The sequence below is a fragment of the Thiothrix litoralis genome (genome assembly GCF_017901135.1).
GTDB lineage: Bacteria > Pseudomonadota > Gammaproteobacteria > Thiotrichales > Thiotrichaceae > Thiothrix > Thiothrix litoralis.
The window spans coordinates 3,908,057-3,927,225 of sequence record NZ_CP072801.1; the positions used below are offsets into that span (position 1 = coordinate 3,908,057).

At 53.9% G+C, this 19,169-nt stretch carries 15 protein-coding genes; 7 read left to right on the forward strand and 8 right to left on the reverse strand.

Going from position 1 to position 19,169, the window contains the following annotated elements; translation table 11 throughout:
* The 6 genes from J9253_RS18935 to J9253_RS18960 all read left to right on the forward strand — a co-directional run bounded on the left by J9253_RS18935 (window position 1) and on the right by J9253_RS18960 (window position 9,987).
* Window positions 1-804, forward strand: a complete 804-nt coding sequence (locus J9253_RS18935; protein ID WP_210222400.1) for a DUF4340 domain-containing protein — start codon at window positions 1-3, stop codon at window positions 802-804.
* 124 nt (window positions 805-928) lie between these two features.
* Window positions 929-3,130 (forward strand): FecR family protein, encoded by a 2,202-nt coding sequence (locus tag J9253_RS18940; RefSeq protein WP_210222401.1) that lies wholly within the window; start codon window positions 929-931, stop codon window positions 3,128-3,130.
* A complete protein-coding gene (locus tag J9253_RS18945; RefSeq protein WP_210222402.1) occupies window positions 3,120-5,120 on the forward strand; it encodes an adenylate/guanylate cyclase domain-containing protein in 2,001 nt (666 codons plus the stop codon). Before J9253_RS18940 ends, J9253_RS18945 begins: the two co-directional genes overlap by 11 nt.
* Window positions 5,098-6,372 carry a hypothetical protein gene (locus J9253_RS18950; protein ID WP_210222403.1) on the forward strand — a complete coding sequence of 425 codons (1,275 nt, stop codon included), beginning with the start codon at window positions 5,098-5,100 and terminating at the stop codon, window positions 6,370-6,372. The genes J9253_RS18945 and J9253_RS18950 overlap by 23 nt, the downstream gene beginning before the upstream one ends.
* Before the next feature lie 121 nt (window positions 6,373-6,493).
* Entirely contained in the window at window positions 6,494-8,752 is a 2,259-nt protein-coding gene (locus J9253_RS18955) for a FecR domain-containing protein (protein ID WP_210222404.1), read from the forward strand.
* A 149-nt stretch (window positions 8,753-8,901) separates the two neighbouring features.
* Window positions 8,902-9,987, forward strand: a complete 1,086-nt coding sequence (locus tag J9253_RS18960) for an RNA-guided endonuclease InsQ/TnpB family protein (protein ID WP_210222405.1) — start codon at window positions 8,902-8,904, stop codon at window positions 9,985-9,987.
* Window positions 9,988-10,026: 39 nt separating this feature from the next.
* On the opposite strand, the gene J9253_RS18965 is transcribed toward J9253_RS18960, so the two are convergent.
* The 8 genes from J9253_RS18965 to J9253_RS19000 form a co-directional block, all read right to left on the reverse strand.
* Window positions 10,027-10,881 (reverse strand): ATP-grasp domain-containing protein, encoded by an 855-nt coding sequence (locus tag J9253_RS18965; RefSeq protein ID WP_210222406.1) that lies wholly within the window; start codon window positions 10,879-10,881, stop codon window positions 10,027-10,029.
* A gap of 9 nt (window positions 10,882-10,890) precedes the next feature.
* The gene (locus J9253_RS18970; RefSeq protein WP_210222407.1) at window positions 10,891-12,888 is read right to left on the reverse strand and encodes a DEAD/DEAH box helicase; all 1,998 of its coding nucleotides are present in this window, start codon (window positions 12,886-12,888) and stop codon (window positions 10,891-10,893) included.
* A gap of 64 nt (window positions 12,889-12,952) precedes the next feature.
* Entirely contained in the window at window positions 12,953-14,389 is a 1,437-nt protein-coding gene (locus J9253_RS18975) for an alpha/beta hydrolase family protein (RefSeq protein WP_210222408.1), read from the reverse strand.
* 73 nt (window positions 14,390-14,462) lie between these two features.
* Complete coding sequence (gene ubiB, locus J9253_RS18980) at window positions 14,463-16,121, reverse strand: ubiquinone biosynthesis regulatory protein kinase UbiB (RefSeq protein WP_210222409.1); 1,659 nt, start codon at window positions 16,119-16,121, stop codon at window positions 14,463-14,465.
* Between the two features lie 33 nt (window positions 16,122-16,154).
* Window positions 16,155-16,724, reverse strand: a complete 570-nt coding sequence (locus tag J9253_RS18985; protein WP_028490476.1) for a DUF2058 domain-containing protein — start codon at window positions 16,722-16,724, stop codon at window positions 16,155-16,157.
* A 78-nt stretch (window positions 16,725-16,802) separates the two neighbouring features.
* A complete protein-coding gene (locus J9253_RS18990; RefSeq protein ID WP_210222410.1) occupies window positions 16,803-17,633 on the reverse strand; it encodes a prolyl hydroxylase family protein in 831 nt (276 codons plus the stop codon).
* A gap of 15 nt (window positions 17,634-17,648) precedes the next feature.
* On the reverse strand, window positions 17,649-17,912 hold the full coding sequence (locus J9253_RS18995; RefSeq protein ID WP_210222411.1) for an RNA recognition motif domain-containing protein: 264 nt from the start codon (window positions 17,910-17,912) through the stop codon (window positions 17,649-17,651).
* 142 nt (window positions 17,913-18,054) lie between these two features.
* Entirely contained in the window at window positions 18,055-18,258 is a 204-nt protein-coding gene (locus J9253_RS19000) for a cold-shock protein (protein ID WP_028490479.1), read from the reverse strand.
* Window positions 18,259-18,405: 147 nt separating this feature from the next.
* On the opposite strand from J9253_RS19000, the gene J9253_RS19005 reads away from it, so the two are divergent.
* Window positions 18,406-19,158 (forward strand): cytochrome b/b6 domain-containing protein, encoded by a 753-nt coding sequence (locus tag J9253_RS19005; protein ID WP_210222412.1) that lies wholly within the window; start codon window positions 18,406-18,408, stop codon window positions 19,156-19,158.
* Window positions 19,159-19,169 lie beyond the last annotated feature (11 nt).

A 19,169-nucleotide genomic window follows, 5' to 3' on the forward strand; every position in this document is an offset into this window, starting at 1 on the left:
ATGAGTCATACCACACAGACGCGGCGTTTATGGCTTAATTTGGCACTGTTACTGCTGGTGGGGGGGCTGGGCGCTGCGGCGTGGTGGCAGTCCAACCAGCCGGTAAAGTTGCCGGAAACCTTGCTGAGCTTGACGCGGGCAGACATTACCCGCGTGACAATTACCCGTGAGCCGGGCAGTGCCAAGCCCGATATTATCCGGCTGGCGCGCGAGGGGGAACGCTGGCGGATGCTGGAGCCGAAACAGGGGGATACCAACCCTGTGCGCATCAGCCAGTTATTTACCTTGCTGGATGAAACCGTGACGGGTAGCTACGATGCTACAGGTAAGGATTTAAAGCAGTACGGCTTGGAACCGGGCGAGGTCAGGGTGGCCTTCAACGACCAAACCGTGTTGTTTGGTACGGAAAACCCGATTTCCCGCAGCCGCTACCTGCTGCACGCAGGCAAAATCCAACTGGTATCAGAAGCGGTGTTTGGTTTATTGACGGGGGAGGCGACAGCCTTGCTTGCCAACAAACTGGTGCCGGAAGGGCGTAATGTGAAGGCGGTATCCTTGCCGGAAGGTTTCAACGCCAAGGCTGCGGATGTGCTCCAGAATTGGCAATCGGCAGACGCTATCCGGGTTGAAGCGTATGCGGGGGAAATGAGTAAAGGCCAAATCACCCTGACGCTGGATGACGGCAGTCAGATCGTGTTGGATTTATTATCGAGTGATGGGGAACTCGTTTTGGCGAATATTGTCTCAGGGGTACGTTATGTGATGGCAGAGACGCAATGGCGTCATTTACTCCCAGCTAAATAGACCTGTGTCATCATTCTCAAGATATGTGTGTGCGTAACTTATCATAAGGATGTATAATAACAGTGGGCTTAAAATTGATCAAAGATCATCAGGGCGCGTTCGGGCAAATTCACGGGCAAACAGCATGAAACATACAATGTCACTCTTTGGGGCTTTGGCGTTAGTCGGCGTACTGATGCTTCCCTCGCACAGCATTTTGGCGGATGAAACCAAAACAACAGAAACCAAAACAGAAACCGCTACAGCGACTACTACGGCAGCAGCGCCGAATATTATCGGTAAAGTTACGTATTTACTGGGACAGGCAGAATTGACGCTGGCTGATGGTATTGTCGAACCCATCACTAGGCAAACCGAGATTTCTGAAGGCAGCACCGTCTCAGTAAAAGACCACAGCAAGTTGAACTTGCTGATGGTGGATGGCGAAACCGAAAAACTGCCAGCGAACAGCACCCTGACATTCACCAAGTACAAATATGACCCAAACAATCCGGGTGCGAGTGAAGTCAGCAAAGAATTCACCGAAGGTGGGATCACAACCAAAACAGGGGCGGCAGGCCACTATGCTCCTGAGCGTTACCGTTTGAACTCACCATTGGCAGCGATTGCGGTATTGGGAACAGAATACACCGTGCAACTGAGTGAGGGGGAAACGCGGGTAACGGTCATTGCCGGGGAAATTTCCATGGCCAAGCTGGGCGGGAGCTGCTTGCGTTCGGGGCTGGGGGTGTGTTCGGGCGGTGAACGGTTGTCAGAAGACCAGCGCGGTTTGGCCTTGGTTGTGCGTAAGGATGAACCACGACCTATCCTGATTCCTGTTTCTGAGCCACCACCCAAGAGCAAAACGCAGGTACAAGCTGCACCAGCGGAAGAAACCAGCAAAACAGCCGATGCGAAAGCCGATAAAACGGCTGCCGACAAGAAAGCTGACAAGCAGGAAACTGCTGAAGCCTCCACCAAGTCTGATGGGAAAGCAACGGAAGTAGCGACTGAAAAGTCCACCGAAAAAGCGGCGGAAAAAGTTGCAGACAAGTCGACGGAAAAAACGACTGAAAAAACCACCGAGAAATTGGCTGATAAAACGGTAGAAAAAGTGGTGGACAAAACAACTGCTGAGAAAGTGGTTGCTGACAAAACCAAGGATAAAACGACTGATACCAAGACGGCAGAAGTGACCCAAACGGTTGATGAGCGTAATGCATTGGCTGAGTTGGATACCACTACAAAAACGGCTTCCAACACACCCGCGCCGCTCACCCCAACACCCACTGTGACGCCCCAAGTTGATGAGCGTGATGCGTTGGCCACGGCAACTATTGTGTCTGCCGAAATAAAGGCATCTGCACCCGCAAGTATTGCAACGCCTGCTGTGCCCGCTGCAACGGTGCCGCCGCTAGCGACCAATACCCTTGCCTCTGCCTCTGGTAACACGACACTGCAAACACCGACATCCACTCTGGAGAGTGACTCAGGGAAGGTATTGACGACAGGCACGTCTGCGGTAACAACGCCGGTAACAACGTCTGTCATCAGCTCATCTCCCATTGGTGGCAGCTCCTTGCTGGTTTCATCAGGTACCGGCACAAGCACGTCATTGGGCGGTGCGAGTAATGACTTGCTGGAGTCCAACAAGGGCGGTTCAACCGTTACAACGGATGCTGGTGAAGTGATTCCTGTGGTGACACCGCCACCCGTCGTCACGCCTGAACCAGCGGTTAGTACGTCGTTGCCGGTAGTGCGTTTGGGCAAATATGACCCCGCTACCATCGTCGGGGATTCCGCCACCTTGGGCGATCTGGTCAGCAGCCAGTACGAGCAGCTTATCGCGGGTACTGTGGCTGGTGATAACACCATTGAGCGTCTGAAAGTGGCTAGTCCTACCCTGCCTGAGCAGCGTGATGTGTCACTCCTGTTGGATAGCTATGAGGCGAGTGTACGTAACGCCACTGCTGGCACACAAACGACCGCCACCATCACGGATGCTACCTTGAATGTTAGTTCAGCCCGCAATACGTTTGATACTGGCTTTACCTTGAACTCACCCGAGTATGTGGGATCTGTGAAAGCCACGGGGACGTATGGGGGAGCCACCGGCCTATTGAAAGATGATGGCACGAACCCACAAACCACGATTAACGGTGCGGTAGGCGTATTGGGTGAGAAGGTGGGCGCTGCTTACACCTTTACCCACCAAATTGACCCGACGTTAAGTGCAAGTGGCGCGTTGAGTTGGGCAGGAACATTGGCTGCTGAGCCAGTGGTGGTTACACCTGAAGTGATTATGCCTGAGGTGGTTATGCCTGAGGTGGTTACTGTTGGCAACTGATCTTTTCCCCAAATGGTTACTTGCGCTGGTGCGTAAAAGTGGGCGACTGCTGGTGCTGTTGGGTATCGCCGCCGTTTTGCTGCTGGTACAACAGCATGATCCCTTGCAGGTGTACAGCAGTTGGCAAAACCGTGTCTGGAATGCCTACCAACGCTGGGGTGTCGCTATCGCTGAGCCGAAAGCTCCCTTGGTGTTTGTGGTGCAGATTGATAACAAAAGCATTGAATTTGTTGAGAAAGAATACGGTGAGGGGTGGCCGTGGTCACGCCAACGTTATGCTGATTTATTAAAAATTCTGTTTGAAGATTATAAAGTCGGTGTCGTGGGCGTGGATATTGCCATGCCGTATTCCCGTGATAAGGAAGGTAATGACGCTTTATTGGCCTTGTCACAGCAATACCCTCTGGTGCTTCCACAAGCGTTCGATTTCTCACCACTTAAAAATGCCTTGGTGACGGGCAATATTTCTGCTGGCATTGCGCCGTCTGAAGCAACGGCCGCAGCCGTGTTACCGGAGGCGAATGGTTATGCTGGGCTGAATGATCAATTGGTTAAGACCAAGTGTATTGGGCACGTCACCCCGGTAAAAGATCCGGTATCGGGTATGGTGACGCAAGTGCCGCCACTCATCCGGTATGCCGGGCGGCTGTACCCCATTTTGGCGTTGGAAATGCTGCGTTGCCAAATGGATGGTAGTTATACGGTAGCGGTGACACCTAGTGCTAATGGGCAGACTTTGCGCTTGGGTGATTTGATGGGCGAGGGTGGGGATGTCCAGTTCTTGCTGGACAAAGCCGGGTTGTGGCGTGTCCCTTACCGAGTAAATCGTGAAGATATTAGCGCGATTCTAGCGAGTGATGTTTTGCAGCGTAAAGTCCTCCCCGGTATTGCCAAGTATTTGCCGAATAGTATGGTGGTCTTGGGTGGTAATGCGCCCATGTTGGGAGACCAGCACCCGACGCCGTTGGAAGCGAATGCGGCGGGCATGACGGTCCACCTGCAAATGCTGGAATGGTTACTGTCAGAAGAGGCGGGTATTCCGGGGTTTTCGTTGGACGTGTGGTCATGGGTTATCGGCTTCTGTGGTCTGGCCGGGCTGTATTTCTTGTTGGTGTACGGTGTAGGCGCAGGTACAGTGGTATTAGTGCCACTGTTGCTAGCGGTTGGCTGGCTGGGGCTTGGATTCTGGGGATGGGTGGACAAGAGCTGGTTTGTGCCGATGCACCCGGCGGCGTTGTTCCTCGCGTTTCTGGCGATTCAGGTGCCGCTGGAATGGTGGATGGCGCAACGTACCTCCGGGCGCTTACGCAAGCTGTTTAAGGATTATCTGCCAGCGCAACTGGTCGAGCACATCGTGACTGACAACCGCAGTGACTTGATGTTGCCCAGCAAGCGCTGTCTGACGTTGCTGTTTGCCGATATTGCCAATTTTACCCAGCGGGCAGAGCGCACTTCGCCGGAAGTATTGGCTGAGTTGACCCAGCAACTTCTGGAGCGTCTCACCGCTGTAGCGCACCAGCACGAGGGCACGGTTGATAAATACATGGGGGATGCGGTGATGGTGTTCTGGAATGCACCGTTTCCACAGGCTGACCATGCTGATCGCGGCGTGGCGGCAGCGCTGGGTATGATGGCAGCCATTGAGCAGTTCAACACGGAAGGCAGTAGTTTGCTGGAAGGTGAACCGATTGAGGTGCGTATCGGGGTGCATACGGGTGATGTAGTCGTGGGGGATTTGGGAACCCGCTTCCGCCATGCTTATACCGCGATTGGGGATGCGGTGAACGTGACCGCACGTTTGCAGACACTGGCGCGGGAACTGCACGAATATTTGGTGGTCAGTAAACAGACAGTCGAACTATTGACTAAGCAATGGCCTTTGGTGAGTCGTGGTAATATTGCCCTGAAGGGAAGACAGGAGACAGTGGGCGTTTATACGCTGATCCACGATAACAGGAGCGAGCAGGATGGCAATACGGCTGAAGAGTGAACAGTACATCACGGGTTTTTGTAGTGTGACGGCTGGCTGGGTATTGAGTACGGTAGCCGCAGTGGCAGCTCCGACAGAGATCAATATTGAGGGTTTGCTTCAGCAGGCAGAAAGCGCGTGTATGCAAGGTGATAGCACGCGATTGGATAATCTTAGCCAGCAAATTCGCACGTTGGCGCAGCAACCGGCATTGCAGCCACAACAAGCCTTTCTCAATCAGTTACTGGGCTTGTTTCAGGCCGGTGTTTGTCAGCCGGGGAAGAAATCTGCGGTCAGTAATCGCCGCAGCCCGCCTGTTGCTGCGAACAGTGATGCGGCACAGCCATTAACCATTTCTGCAACCACAAAAACGTCGCACGTACAGGTGTCCGCCGGTTATTTGGATAATGTGAATCAGGGCAGCCGCCATGAGCGTATTAGCATTATTAGCCCTTTCAACGGTCTGTGGGTGGAAGGACGGCTGGATGAACGTAACTTGCCGTTGTCTTCAGCCTTTGTCGGTGTGCAGGGAACCTACCGGATTGCTCATGAGAGTGGGCGCAAGGTATTGGCACTGACCGCTTCCCGTCAGGAATATACCGATGAACCCGATTTTAGCGTCACGGGTTTTGCCGTTACTGGGCAAGAGGCTTTAGCAGCGGGTAAAGTGGCTAGCGCTTATTTGAGTATGGTGCGTAATGATGCGGGGGATGTGGAACAACGTATCGGTGCGACGCATTACCAGCCGTTGGCAGCCAGTGTGCCACAAAAAATGGGTAATCCGGCTAGTGTAAGCAAGACAGATTGGATCACGGGGCTGGAGTTCGTTACTTATCCTGAACGCGCCGCTTATAGTGCGTTGGTAGCCAATGTGGCGTTGGAACACCGTAAACCGTTGCCCAAGGGGGGCGAAGTCGGTGTGCGGGCACGCCTGGAAATCGACCATGCACTGGATGAACGCCCCGGTGGTGATCGGCGGGAAGTGGAGCTTTCAGGGCAGTGGAAGGGCAAGCCGTTGTTGGCGGACTGGCAGCCTAGTGTGGGAGCTAGTATCGGATACAAGCTCGATGCTAAACCGTTTGACCCTAAACTGTACGGTGAAAGCACCCGGACTCAGTTGAGCAAAGGCATCAAGCTGGGCTTGGGCAAGAAAATCGGTAACAACAAGCTGCAAGTCAGTTACCAGTATGGTCAAACGCAGGACAAGGAAGTGCCGTTATTTGACCAGCCAGCGGGGAATTCCGTAGGGATTAGTTTTGAAACCAATTTCTAATGCCCTTAGCTTTCCTTATAGAAAATAGGTAATAAATAAATACGATTTTCAAATAGGATTTTTACCATGTTTAAATGTCATGAAATGCTCATGCCGGAGTGTTTATTATGTAGAGACATGGATGAAAATCAGTATAAGAAATCTAGTATGGCTGGTGTGTGCGTTAGCACTGCTGGGGATACAGGCGTTACCCTCCTATACATATGCGGATGAAGTCAACTCACCACATGTGATTGGTAAAGTGACTTATCTCTTAGGTCAGGCCGAGGTCACCACAGCGGATGGCAGCGTCTTACCCTTAGCGGTATCGATGGAGATTTTTGACGGCAGTCGTATACAGGTCAAAGAGAGCAGTCGAATCAACCTGATGATGATTGACGGTGGTATTGAGAAGCTCGGCCCCGGCAGTGTTTTTATCTTTAATAAATATTCCTACGACCCTGACGACCCCAGTGCAACCGAGATACGCAAAACTTTGCTGGATGGCGAAGTAACGAGCACGACCGGGCGCGGCGGCGAAGCTGCTAAAGAACACTACCGTTTGAACTCACCGCTGGCGGCAATTGCGGTATTGGGTACGGAATACACGGTTAAGGTTAGCAATGACGAAACGTGGGTGACCGTACATTCTGGCGAGATTTCCATTGCTAAGTTGGGCGGCAGTTGCCAGCGTTTCAGCTTGGGTGCTTGTGCGGGTGGCGAACACTTGTCGGAAGGGCAGCGTGGTTTAGCATTGGTCGTGCGGGCTAATGCGCCAAAACCGATTTTGCTGCCCGCCACGGCGATTCCTGTTACTGAAAACAAAGTAGCAGCACCACCAGCAAAAGAAGCAAAAGACACCAAAACGTCAGAAAAATCTGAGCAAGCAGCGACATCACCGGAAAAGCCTGCGGAGTCTACTAACGCCTCTAATACAGCCACTAAAACCGAATCTGAGTCGCAAAACAGCACTACGGTAGCAAGCACGGTAGCCGCAGATGAGCGTAACCCGCTGGATGCTATTTTGCCCGACAAAACGGTGAGTACCGTCGAATCCACGCCAGCCAGTGCTGTCCCATCAGCAGATACCCGCCTAGCCGTTGCGACTACGCCAACGGTTACGTCTGCACCAACCGTTATGTCTGAACCAAAAAGTGTTGCTTCGTCTACAGTGGTCGCTTCTGCTACATTGGAAAGCACACAACAATCCCTGCTTGGTCAAGTGCCAGAATCAACAGGAAGCACCACCACGACGACTACCAACGCCGAGCAAAGTTTGGTGTCGTCCAGTAACAGCGTAGCGGTTACGCCGGTTACGTCACCGGTCACACCCACTACGCCCGCTGTTGTGCCAGTACCCGAAAACACCGAGATAACACCTGCTGTAGCAACGCCCACCACTATAACACCCGTCGTCGTTGAACCAACGCCAGAAAAACCTAAAGCGATAACAGCCGTTGTAACGCCCCCGGTTGCGATTAACCCTGAGCCAGTGGTGTCAGAAAAATCCCAAGTGGCCGCGATTACTTTTGTGATACCAGCTACCGAAACCGTACCCGAAAACACCAAGGTAACAACCGTCGCCGTAACCCCTGTTGCTGTACCGTCGCGTGCTGAACTCATTCCAGCAACTCCAAGGGTAGTAACAACCGTCGCCGTAACCTCTGCTGCTGTACCGTCGCGTGCTGAACCCGTTCCAGCAACTCCAAGGGTAGTAACAACCGTCGCTGTAACCCCTGCTGCTGTACCGTCGCGTGCTGAAACCGTAACCGTTGTGCCAGACCCTCCCAAAACAGTAATATCAACGACAGCCGTGTCCGCGCCCCTTGCAGTCATCTCGTCCACCCCAGTGGTACAGCGAGTGGTACAAACAAAGCCAGCGCTTGTTGTGGCATCAGCGACACCAACCGTCAACTGGGGTAAATATGACCCAGCGGTAATGGTCGATGGCACAACCTCTTTCAGCGAACAAGTTGACAGCAGTTACACGCAACTGCTCCAACAGTCCAATGCCAGCTTGCCTGTCATTGGTGTCGAGCAGAAGCAAACGGTACTTTTGCCGGAGCAGCGCGATGTTAGCTTTGCCTTGGGCAGTTACGACGCACGGGTCAACAATGCTGGCAAAACGACCGCCGCTACGCTGGATAATGCCCATTTGACGGTCAGCGCAACCCGTAACACCTACGACACAGGCTTTACCCTGATGTCACCTGACTACACCGGGCGCATTACTTCCACAGGGAGGTACTCTAATGGCACCTTGCGTGATGATGGCGCTATTCCCCAGACGCAATTGAATGGCACTGTTGGGGAAGGTAATAATGCTGCTGCCTATACCTTTACCCACCAGATTGCCCCACAGTTAAGTGCTGATGGTGTCCTGAACTGGACGAGCCCTTGATCAGGTTGCGCGGCAAACCCCGTCCTTCAGGTCGGGGAGGATAGCGCGGGTGGCGAAGCCGCCCTATGTTCGGTAGTTTTGTCGGATAATCCGCGCAGTTTAACGCAGAATACCCACTCAAGCCGCTCTTGTTTAGCTACACTCCGAAGATGCAACGACTACAAGCCTTCAAATACGAACTCATGCCCAATGGTGAGACGCAGAGTCATCTGCGCCGTTACGCGGGTTCGGGTCGCTTCGTGTACAACAGGGCGTTAGCGTTGCAGCAAGCCAATCATGAAGCGGGTGAAAAATTCATCGGTTACGTGGCAATGGCCAAGCACCTGACAGCATGGCGCAAAGGCAGCGGTGACAGTTTCCGTTACCCCGACCCCAAACAAATCAAGCTCGACCCAGGCAATAGCCGAATTTTTCTGCCAAAACTCGGCTGGATACGCTACCGCAACAGCCGCGATGTGCTGGGAGAACTGCGCAATGTCACGGTTTCCAGCAAGGGTAGCCAATGGTTTGTCAGCATCCAAACTCAGCGGGAAGTGGAAAAAATCGCCTCTCAAGCCACGACAGCCATCGGCATCGACCTGGGTATAGCCCGTTTTGCCACCTTCTCCGACGGTACGTACCTCGAACCGAGCAACAGCTTCAAAACCAAAGCCGCCAAACTCGCCAAATATCAACGGCGCATGGCGCACAAACAAAAGTTCAGCAACAACTGGAAAAAAGCACAAGCCAACGTTCAAAAAATTCACACGCAAATCGCCAATGCCCGCCGCGATTTCCTGCACAAGGCGACGACCACGCTCAGCCAAAACCACGCGCTCGTGTTCATCGAAGATTTGCAGGTCGGTAATATGTCGAAGTCAGTGGCAGGCACGGCAGAAAACCCCGGCAAGAACGTTGCCCAGAAATCCGGCTTAAACAAAGCCATTCTCGATCAAGGTTGGGGCGAATTTCGACGGCAACTCGACTACAAGCTGGTATGGAAGGGCGGGATGTTGTTTGCCGTGCCGCCGCATTATACCAGTCAGGAATGCCCCGAATGTCACCATGTAGCGGCGGACAATCGTCAGACGCAAGCGCGGTTTGTGTGTGTGCAATGTCACTATGAAAATCACGCCGATCATGTCGGCGCGATCAATGTTTTAGAGCGGGGATACCGCTTGTTAGCCTGTGGAGATGCGGCTTTAAGCCGCTCTGTGAAGCAGGAACCCACCGAAGTCAGTCAGCTATCTAGCTGAATGCAGTAGGAATCCCCTTCCTTCAGGGAGGGGAGGATGTCAATGTGCAAACACCCGCGCAAAGCGTTCGGCGGCTGTCGCATTCATATTGAAATACAGCGACGGCTCAATCAGTTCCAGCTCCATCAGCGCAAAACCGTTTGCGGTGCGCACCCAGTCGACGCGAGCGTAAAGCGTCGGCGCGGGGATGGCGGCAAGCGCAGCACGGCTCAGTTCCCGTAATACAGCTTCCGGCTCGACGCTTTGTAAGTGTCCGCCGTGCTCTTCTTGCACGCGAAAATCGCCCGACTTGGGGGTTTTCAGAATCGTGTGGCTGTATTCATTCCCAAAAAAGAACAGCGAAAATTCACCTTCGGTAACGATGCTGGGGATGAAAGGTTGCGCCATGCAATCACGCTCCTGAAACAGCGTTTGCAGGTAGGGGAATTGCTGCTCAAGGGCAGTCGGTGTCAGGCGGAACGTGTCTTGTGCGGTGGCACTAATCACGGGTTTGATAATGATTTCATCGGTTTGCCAGCGTGTAAACAGTGTTGGTAGTGCTGTCAGTTCCAGCCCATGCAGCCATTCCGTTGGGACTATCGGGATGCCTTTGGCTTGCAGTTCGCGCAGGTAGGTTTTGCTTAGATTCCAGCGTACTACGTTCAGTGGATTTTCCAGCCGGGCGGTGGAATGTTCGATGGTGTCAAGGACGGCGAGGAATTGTACGGGGTCGTTTTGATAATCCCAGCAGGAGCGGATAATCACGGCATCGAACTGGTTCCAGTCGATGCTGTGATCGCGCCAGTCGACGGCTTCAACGTGCCAGCCGTAGCGTTGCAGTGGGGCGTAGAGCAATTCGTCGTAGCAGACGAATTGCTCCAGGCTTGCCATGCTGAGAAAGGCACAGCGTTTCATCAGCGTTACTTAGGGCGCAGGGCGCTTGGGTTTGCCCTTGTCCTTGTTCGGTGCTGCTTTCTTGATGGTGGGCTTGCGGGCGGGTGGTTTATCACCGCCGAACTTGGGCTTGTCGTCGGCAAAGCGTGGTTTTTCACCGGCTGCAAACGGGGCCCGTTCCTTTTCGCTGCGTGGGCGGCGGTCAGGGCGTTCGCCGCTGCGAGCACCGTCACGGCGTGGCGGTGGGCCATCACGACGCTGAGGGGGGCGACGATCATCACGGCGTTGACCACCACGTGAGCCACCACCGCCGCCGCCACTGCTCCGGTTCGGGGAGTAATCGGCAGCGGCTTCACCGGCTGGTTCGATATTGAGCATTTGCCCGGCAACCCGTGCAGTACGCAACTCGTGCAGGATGTCTTTGGGCATTCCTGCGGGCAGGTCTACCAGACTGCAATCGTCCTGAATTTCGATGTAACCGATGTAACGGCTATCCAGACCGGCTTCGTTAGCAATCGCGCCGACGATATTGCCCGGTTTAACGCCGTGAGTACGCCCGACGGCAATGCGGAAGCGTTCCATCGGAATGGTGTCTTCATCACTGCTGAAAGCGGAGTTGGCAGCATTGGATTTGCGCTTGCCAGAGCGATCCTGATCGCGTTCGCGTTCTGCATTGGGGTTGTAGGCCGGGTGGTTACGCTTTTCTTCCAGCAACAAAGGCGAGTCGCCTTGCAGCAGTTTGGCAAGAGCAGCGGCGATTTCGATGGCGGGAACATCGTGTTCGCGCTCGTAACCTTCCAGCAATTGCGAGAAGAAATCCAGACCTTCTTCTGCCAGCGTGTCGGTGATGCGTTGGCTGAACTGGGCAATCCGCAGGTTGTTGATGGTTTCCGTGGACGGCAATTCCATCAGGTCAATCGGTTTGCGGGTAGCGCGTTCGATGTTACGCAGCAAATGACGTTCACGCGGGGAAACGAACAGGATGGCTTCACCGCTACGCCCGGCACGCCCGGTTCGCCCGATACGGTGAACGTAGGATTCGGTGTCGGTCGGGATGTCGTAGTTGATGACGTGGCTGATGCGTTCCACATCCAGACCGCGAGCGGCGACGTCGGTGGCGACGAGGATGTCGATTTTGCCTTTCTTCAACTGGTCGATGGTGCGTTCGCGCACGTTTTGGGCAATGTCACCGTTGAGGGCGATAGCGTTGTAACCACGCGCTTGCAGTTTGTCAGCCAGTTCCACGGTTTCGTTTTTGGTGCGCACGAACAGGATGACGGCCTCAAACGGTTCGGCTTCCAAAATGCGGGTGAGCGCATCCAGCTTGTGCAAGCCGCTGACCATCCAGTAACGCTGACGGATGGTGTCGGCGGTGGTGGTTTTAACCTTGATTTTGACTTCGGCAGGGTCAGTCAAATAGCTTTGCGCAATGCGGTGAATCGCAGGTGGCATGGTCGCCGAGAACAGCGCGATTTGGCGCGTTGGCGGGGTTTGCTCCATGATCCACTCGATGTCATCGACGAAACCCATACGCAGCATTTCATCGGCTTCATCCAGCACCAGTGCTTGCAAGCCATCGAGCTTGAGCGAGCCACGGCGCAGGTGATCCATGACGCGACCCGGTGTGCCGACCACGACTTGTACGCCACGTTCCAGTTGGCGGAATTGGGTACGGTAATCTTGTCCGCCGTAAATCGGCATGACGTGGAAGCCGGGGAGCTTGCCTGCGTACTTTTGGAACGCTTCGGCAACTTGAATCGCCAGCTCGCGAGTCGGGGCGAGGACGAGAATTTGTGGCCCGGTCTTGCTCATGTCCAGACGTGAGAGCAGGGGTAGGGCGAAGGCGGCAGTTTTGCCTGTGCCGGTTTGTGCTTGTCCGAGGACATCGCGGCCTTCCAGCAAATAAGGGATGGTTTCAGCTTGAATGGCTGAAGGGGTTTCGTAGCCGAGATCTAGGACGGCTTGCAGCACGGGGGCAGCAAGGCCGAATTCGGCGAACGCGGGCATGGTATTGGTTTCTGAGGACATGGGGCTTACGGTGAGGAGGAAACCGGGCATTATGCGCCAGTTTCCACTCAAGATAAATGCCTTTCTACAAATCCTTTGCGAAGGTGCTGAAGTATTGGGTCATGACTTGTGCGTAAGGTTTGATGCAACCGGTATGGTCGGCAGGAATGGCGAAACATTCGTCCAGTTCGATGTCAGCCGTGCCTTTTGCCCGCATTCCGTCGAGGGCGCGGGTGGAATTGCCAAACGGTACGGTTACGTCGTCACGCCCGTGGGTCAGGCGGGTGGGGGTTTTGGCTTGCCAGTCGTACAGACTGTTGTTTTTCATGGTGTCATAGTCGTTTGCCATCCAGTCCATCAGGAAGGTTTTGCTGAACTTGATGTCGCTTTCTTTGGGGATGAGGATGTACATCAGCAAGTCTACGGTGGCTTCGTCGACTTTGCCGGGGTATTTGGCAGCAATGGCGGGGCGGCTTAAACCGAGTGCGCCACCAGCGGCTGCCAGCAAGGCTTTGGGGTTGAGCAATTCATCGAGGGTGTATTGCAGGTCGTAAGGCCCGGCTCCGGCAACGCTGGCGGTAATCGGCGTGCCCGCCGCTTCTAGCGCCTGTTGGGCGGCGAGGGTAACGTAACCACCTTCAGAATAGCCCGTCAGGAACAGTTGGTCGTTGAGCGGCTGACGTTGTTCAGCCAGCCATTGTTTGGCGGCGACGATGAAATCAGTGACAACAGCGGCAGACGGGATTTTTTGCAGGTAGGGGTGATCTTTACCCTGCGATGTGCCGTAACCGATGTAGTCGGCAGCGATGACCACAAAGCCGAGCGAGGCAATAATATTGACCGGCGAGGTCGCAACGGTGTCATTGCTGGGCGCTTCGATATTGTGGAATACCGTACCATGCTGAAAACTTAGCAGCGGACTTTTCGCCCCAGCCGGTTTCTGCGGGACAGCGATAATGCCGGAAGCGGTGCTCAGATTGCCGTCACCATCCAGCGTCTGATAGGTGACGCGGTATTGTTTGACATCGTAGACGGGGATAACTGCGGGTGCTTTCGCTGCCGGGTCGCTGAGCGCGGCAGTGCTTTCCTGCACAGTATTAGTTTTGACCAGTTGCCCGTCCAGTAGAGCGCCGCGTGCATTGGTGATACGTACCGGGATGGGAGGCAGGCTATCGGTGGTACTGGTATCGGTGGTACTGGTATCGGTGGTACTGGTATCGGTGGTACTGGTATCGGTGGTACTGGTATCGGTGGTACTGGTATCGGTGGTACTGGTATCGGTGGTACTGGTATCGGTGGTACTGGTATCGGTGGTACTGGTATCGGTGGTACTGGTATCGGTGGTACTGGTATCGGTGGTACTGGTATCGGTGGTACTGGTATCGGTGGTACTGGTATCGGTGGTACTGGTATCGGTGGTACTGGTAGGGCTGCTATTGCCACCGCAGGCGGTTATCAACAGGGCACTGGCTAGCAGCAAGCTGGCTGGGCGTAACAGGTTGCGGTGGATAAAACAAGGCATGGGAATAAACTCCAAGGTAGCCAATTGACATTAAAAGTATAACTTATTTGAATGATAAGTTAAAATTTTTTATTTATCGGGCAAATAAGCTATAACCCAACAACCCCAACCCCGCCGTTCCCATCCCCCAACTCAACAACGACACGCCCAGCACCGCAGGCAGCAGCGCCGAACCAGCAGTCAACGTTGCCGTAATCAGCAAACTCCCGCCGACAATTGCCAGCCGGTTACTGCGTTGTGATTGGCGCATTTCCTTGCGTAAGGCTTCCAGTTGCTGCGATTCCCACTGCATTTTGAGTTTTTGCTGTACCGTTTGCTGCATGATGTCGTGCAGCATATTCGGCATGTACGGCAGGTTTTCCAGCAGTTTGGGCAGGTTGACTTTTGCGCCGTTGAACAGGGCGCGTACCCCCACTTGCTCATCCATCCAGCGTTCGATGAAGGGTTTGGCGGTCGACCACAAATCCAGATCGGGGTAAAGCTGACGCCCCAGCCCTTCGATGTTCAGCAGGGTTTTTTGCAGCAGCACCAATTGCGGTTGCACTTCCATATTGAAGCGCCGCGCGGTCTGGAACAGGCGCAGCAAGAATTGCCCGAAGGAAATATCCTTGATCGGTAGGTTGAAAATCGGTTCACACACCGAGCGGATCGCCGATTCAAATTCGTCTACCCGCGTACTCGGCGGAACCCAGCCGGATTCCACGTGCAATTCTGCGACCCGCTTGTAATCACGCTGGAAGAAGGCGTAGAAGTTTTCCGCAAGGTAACGTTTGTCGGCAGGGGACAGCGTACCAACGATACCGAAATCCACCGCCATGTATTGTGGTTCTTGCGGGTCGGTGGCGTTGACGAAAATATTGCCGGGGTGCATGTCGGCGTGGAAAAAGTTGTGGCGGAATACTTGGGTGAAAAACACTTCCACACCCAGTTCGCCGAGGCGCTTGAAGTTGATATTGTGGGCTTTGAGCTGCTCAATGTCGCCGACGGGGATGCCGTAAATCCGCTCCATCACCATCACGTTGGGGTGGGTGTAGTCCCAGTAAATGGCGGGCACGTACAGGGTGGTGCTGCCCTCGAAATTGCGGCGAATCTGGCTAGCGTTGGCGGCTTCGCGCATCAGGTCGAGTTCGTCGAAAATGGTTTTTTCGTATTCGGCGACCACTTCTACTGGGCGCAGGCGGCGGGCTTCTTTCCAGTAGCGTTGCAGCAATTCCGCCATCATGTACATCAATTCAACATCTTGGCCGATGGTTTTTTCAATGCCGGGGCGCAGTACTTTGACGACGACTTCTTTGCCATCCCACAATTGCGCGGCATGGACTTGGGCGATGGAGGCGGAGGCCATCGGGTCGGTTTCAAAGCGTTGGAAGACTTCGGTGACGGATTTGCCGTAAGCCTTTTCGATCATGCGCCGCGCTTCTGCACTGGAAAACGGTGGCACGCGGTCTTGCAGACGGGTGAGTTCCGTCACGATGTCGTCCGGTAGCAAATCGCGGCGGGTGGATAGCATTTGCCCAAATTTGATGAAGATCGGCCCTAAATCTTCGAGTGCGCGGCGGATGCGTTCCCCGCGTGGGCGGTTTTCCTGTTTGCCCCAGTTCCACGGTGAGAGGTGGTAAATGAACGCAATCGGGCGCAGGAAGGGAATATTGAAGATGAGTTCATCCAACCCGTGGCGAATAAAGACACGGTTGATGGTCCACAGGCGCAACAGGCGGGTGATGGATTTCATGCGTTTAGATCAATCAGGGGAAAGCGGCGCAGTTTACCACATCAAATCATCCGGGATTTTGTAATCCGCGTAAGGATCTTCTTCTTCTACGGCAGATGCTTCGGTACTACCCGCGTTTTGCACCAGAATGCAGGCGGCGTCGCGCTGGGCGATTTTCTCGGCGACCTGTTTAGGTACGAGTTCGTAGCCATCACCAAATTTGACCAGCACGATAATGCCGTAGGCCAGTTGGTCTTGCAGCGTTGTCGTGAGGTATATCTTTTTGATTTTACTGCCATCGGCGAACTGGTAGGCGATATCGCCGCGTTGGCGGTCGATGCGGTTCAGGCTGATCAGTTGCTTAATTTGGGCTTGAATGGCTTTTTGCGCTGCCTGTTCGCGTTGGATGCGGTTCAGTTCGCGGGAGCGTTCGGCTTTTTCCTGCAAGACTTTTTCGGCGAGTAATTTGGCTTCATCGACGATGACTTCGCCCGCTTTTTTAGCTTTTTTCTGTGCATTGGCGGTTTTCTGGTGGGCTTGCTTGCGCAGTTCCTGTTCGGCTTTGTCGGCTTTGGATTTGTCGATCAGGCCAGCGTTGAGCAGTTGGTCTTTGAGTGATGCCATGTGGGAATCCATCCGGTGAACAATGATGGCGAGAGTATACCATTTGTCAGCGTGTTTGCGGGTAGCAGCTCACTGGGATCAGTCGTAAAACATCGGCCCGTAGGCATTCTCGCGGAACCACTTGGTAATAATGACTTTTTCACCTGCTTCCACCGGCATACCGTGGTGCATGGTATTGCGGTTGGGCGTGCCATCGGGCTGGAGATTGTTCCAGACGACTGCCATGCCTTGCTTGGGGTAGAAGGTGTGGTCAAGGTGCAAAAAGTGCGTGCCGCCGCCCTTGGGGGTGTCGTTGAGGTAGATCATGAACGTCCAGGTGCGTTGCCCTGCGTCGCCGACAAATTTTTCATAGACATCTAGATAGGGTGAGAAATAGTCATGGTGGGCTTTGAATTCTTGCCCAATGCTGTAGCGTTGCGCCTGAATCGCTTCAGAATAAGGCACGCGAATTCCCAAGCGCTGGGCTATTTTCTCGTCGATGTACTTGACGAAAGCATCGCCACTCCTGTCCAGATCGCAGGTTTCGCTGGTACGGAAGGCGTCATCGCCATTGGAGTGCGTGACGAGAGAGGGGCGCAAGCTGGCTTTGGCGATGGCAATGACACGTTCGCATTCCTCGGGTGTGAGGAAATCGGGAATCGTGTACAACTGAAGCAGGTCGGTGTCAAAACGTTGCGCGGGCGGCTGTGCGCCCTCGCGTGCCAAGACGTTTGCGATGGCCTGATAATCCATTGGGGGAGGTGGCTCGGTGCTATCAATGCCGGTGGGGTAGGCATCCCCCATCAAGGCTTGAATGGTAGTAACGGTAAAGCCGTGGGTGCGCATCGTGCGGTACAACTCGGCGGGGTCACAGCGACGCGCCAAATTTTCATCCAACCAGGCTTTCCATTCTTGATCGACTGCCAACATTATTGCCTCCTGATATTAACGGCGTCCCCGACCCTTAGATTTAGGCTTATCATCCGTGACTTTTAACAGGTTGTCCATGAAGGTTTTGCCCGTTAAGCCTGCCATGGCTGCACGCGCTTCGTGGCCTTCCATGTCGATCAGAGCGAAACCTTTGCATTTGCCCGTGAAGATGTCACGCGGCATTTCGAGCTTGCGGATAGTGCCGTATTCTTCGACCAAAGCACGGAGTTCTTTTTCAGTTGTTTGGGGCGCGATGTTGCCGATGAAGAGTGTTTTCATGGTTATGATTCCCGAATGGTGTGGGTGCGTGATAGCAGGAGTGGGCAAAGCGAAAGCCCAATGGAAACGGGCTGGCGTCCTGTTCCCGCAATTAGCGGAGGGAAACCAGCCCGGATATTGAATAAGCGATAGGCTTGAAAGCTTATTGGGGAACGACGTTAGTAGCTTGCGGGCCTTTTTGGCCTTTTTCTACATTGAAGCTGACGGGTTGACCTTCTGCCAGCGTCTTGAAACCTTGGCTTTGGATAGCGCTGACGTGTACGAATACGTCTGGGCCGCCGTCGTCTTGAGAGATAAAGCCGAAGCCTTTGGTGTCGTTAAACCATTTTACTTTGCCTGTAGCCATGAGTGTGTTCCTTTAAAAACAGGTATATATAGATGCATTGGTGCTTACAGGTAATGGGGAGGTATTCGTGAAGTAACCGGAGGGAACTATTGAAACTGCCAGGATAATATCTGTAGCTATGGCGAGGTTAGGCTAATCGCCCGCTGAATGCCACTATTATTTTGGATTCCTGATAAACTGATTTTCCACAATGGGTGCATGAGCGAGGCTGAAATGCAGCAAGAAAATATACGGTACGTGTTGGTCTGGTCAGGTTGGGTACGTTTAACGCATTGGTTGATGGCGGCAGGTGTGCTGTTCTTATTTGCCAGTGCGTGGGCTATCCAGCACGGCAATGTCGATTATGAGTTCTGGCGTGACTGGCACATGATTGTGGGGCAGTTGCTGCTGATCACGGTAGTGGCACGGGTAATTCTGATGTTCCTGTTGCCGGGTAGCGCCCACTGGAGTGCTTTCTTGCCGGATAAGGCGCAATGGGAAGGGGTGAAGCAGATGCTGTTGTTTTACCTCAGTTTTGCGCGTTTTCCGCTGCCGAACTGGTATGCGCATAACCCTTTCTGGAAACTGCTCTACCCTGGATGGTTGCTGCTCTTGATCGTCACGGCGGTGATTGGGTTGTTTTATAATTCAGCGAGTACCTTGCTGGGAATGTCGATGTTCAAGCTGCATGGTGGGCTGGCGGGGATCATTCTGATTCTCACCGTGGCGCATGTGCTGGCGGCATTCCTGCACGATTTGAAGGGCAAGGGTGCGGCGATTTCGGGCATGATCAATGGCCACCGTTATTTCCATGTGGAGAAGCAGGAAGGGGTCAAGGCGGCGAATCCGGCGGCAGCGGTGGGTAAGGCTTCCATCGTGCATGTTTCCATTGATAGCATTCAAAAAATGCCCAAGCGCTAAGATATTCAAGC

What these genes read in the sequence shown, in the direction of transcription:
- J9253_RS18950 (WP_210222403.1), top strand. Translation starts at nt 5,098, where the DNA reads ATGGCAATACGGCTGAAGAGTGAACAGTACATCACGGGTTTTTGTAGT.
- J9253_RS18985 (WP_028490476.1), bottom strand. Translation starts at nt 16,724, where the DNA reads ATGGCATCACTCAAAGACCAACTGCTCAACGCTGGCCTGATCGACAAA.
- J9253_RS18970 (WP_210222407.1), bottom strand. Translation starts at nt 12,888, where the DNA reads ATGTCCTCAGAAACCAATACCATGCCCGCGTTCGCCGAATTCGGCCTT.
- J9253_RS19005 (WP_210222412.1), top strand. Translation starts at nt 18,406, where the DNA reads ATGCCACTATTATTTTGGATTCCTGATAAACTGATTTTCCACAATGGG.
- J9253_RS18990 (WP_210222410.1), bottom strand. Translation starts at nt 17,633, where the DNA reads ATGTTGGCAGTCGATCAAGAATGGAAAGCCTGGTTGGATGAAAATTTG.
- J9253_RS18975 (WP_210222408.1), bottom strand. Translation starts at nt 14,389, where the DNA reads ATGCCTTGTTTTATCCACCGCAACCTGTTACGCCCAGCCAGCTTGCTG.
- J9253_RS18965 (WP_210222406.1), bottom strand. Translation starts at nt 10,881, where the DNA reads ATGAAACGCTGTGCCTTTCTCAGCATGGCAAGCCTGGAGCAATTCGTC.
- ubiB (WP_210222409.1), bottom strand. Translation starts at nt 16,121, where the DNA reads ATGAAATCCATCACCCGCCTGTTGCGCCTGTGGACCATCAACCGTGTC.
- J9253_RS18960 (WP_210222405.1), top strand. Translation starts at nt 8,902, where the DNA reads ATGCAACGACTACAAGCCTTCAAATACGAACTCATGCCCAATGGTGAG.
- J9253_RS18955 (WP_210222404.1), top strand. Translation starts at nt 6,494, where the DNA reads ATGAAAATCAGTATAAGAAATCTAGTATGGCTGGTGTGTGCGTTAGCA.
- J9253_RS18935 (WP_210222400.1), top strand. Translation starts at nt 1, where the DNA reads ATGAGTCATACCACACAGACGCGGCGTTTATGGCTTAATTTGGCACTG.
- J9253_RS18995 (WP_210222411.1), bottom strand. Translation starts at nt 17,912, where the DNA reads ATGAAAACACTCTTCATCGGCAACATCGCGCCCCAAACAACTGAAAAA.
- J9253_RS19000 (WP_028490479.1), bottom strand. Translation starts at nt 18,258, where the DNA reads ATGGCTACAGGCAAAGTAAAATGGTTTAACGACACCAAAGGCTTCGGC.
- J9253_RS18940 (WP_210222401.1), top strand. Translation starts at nt 929, where the DNA reads ATGAAACATACAATGTCACTCTTTGGGGCTTTGGCGTTAGTCGGCGTA.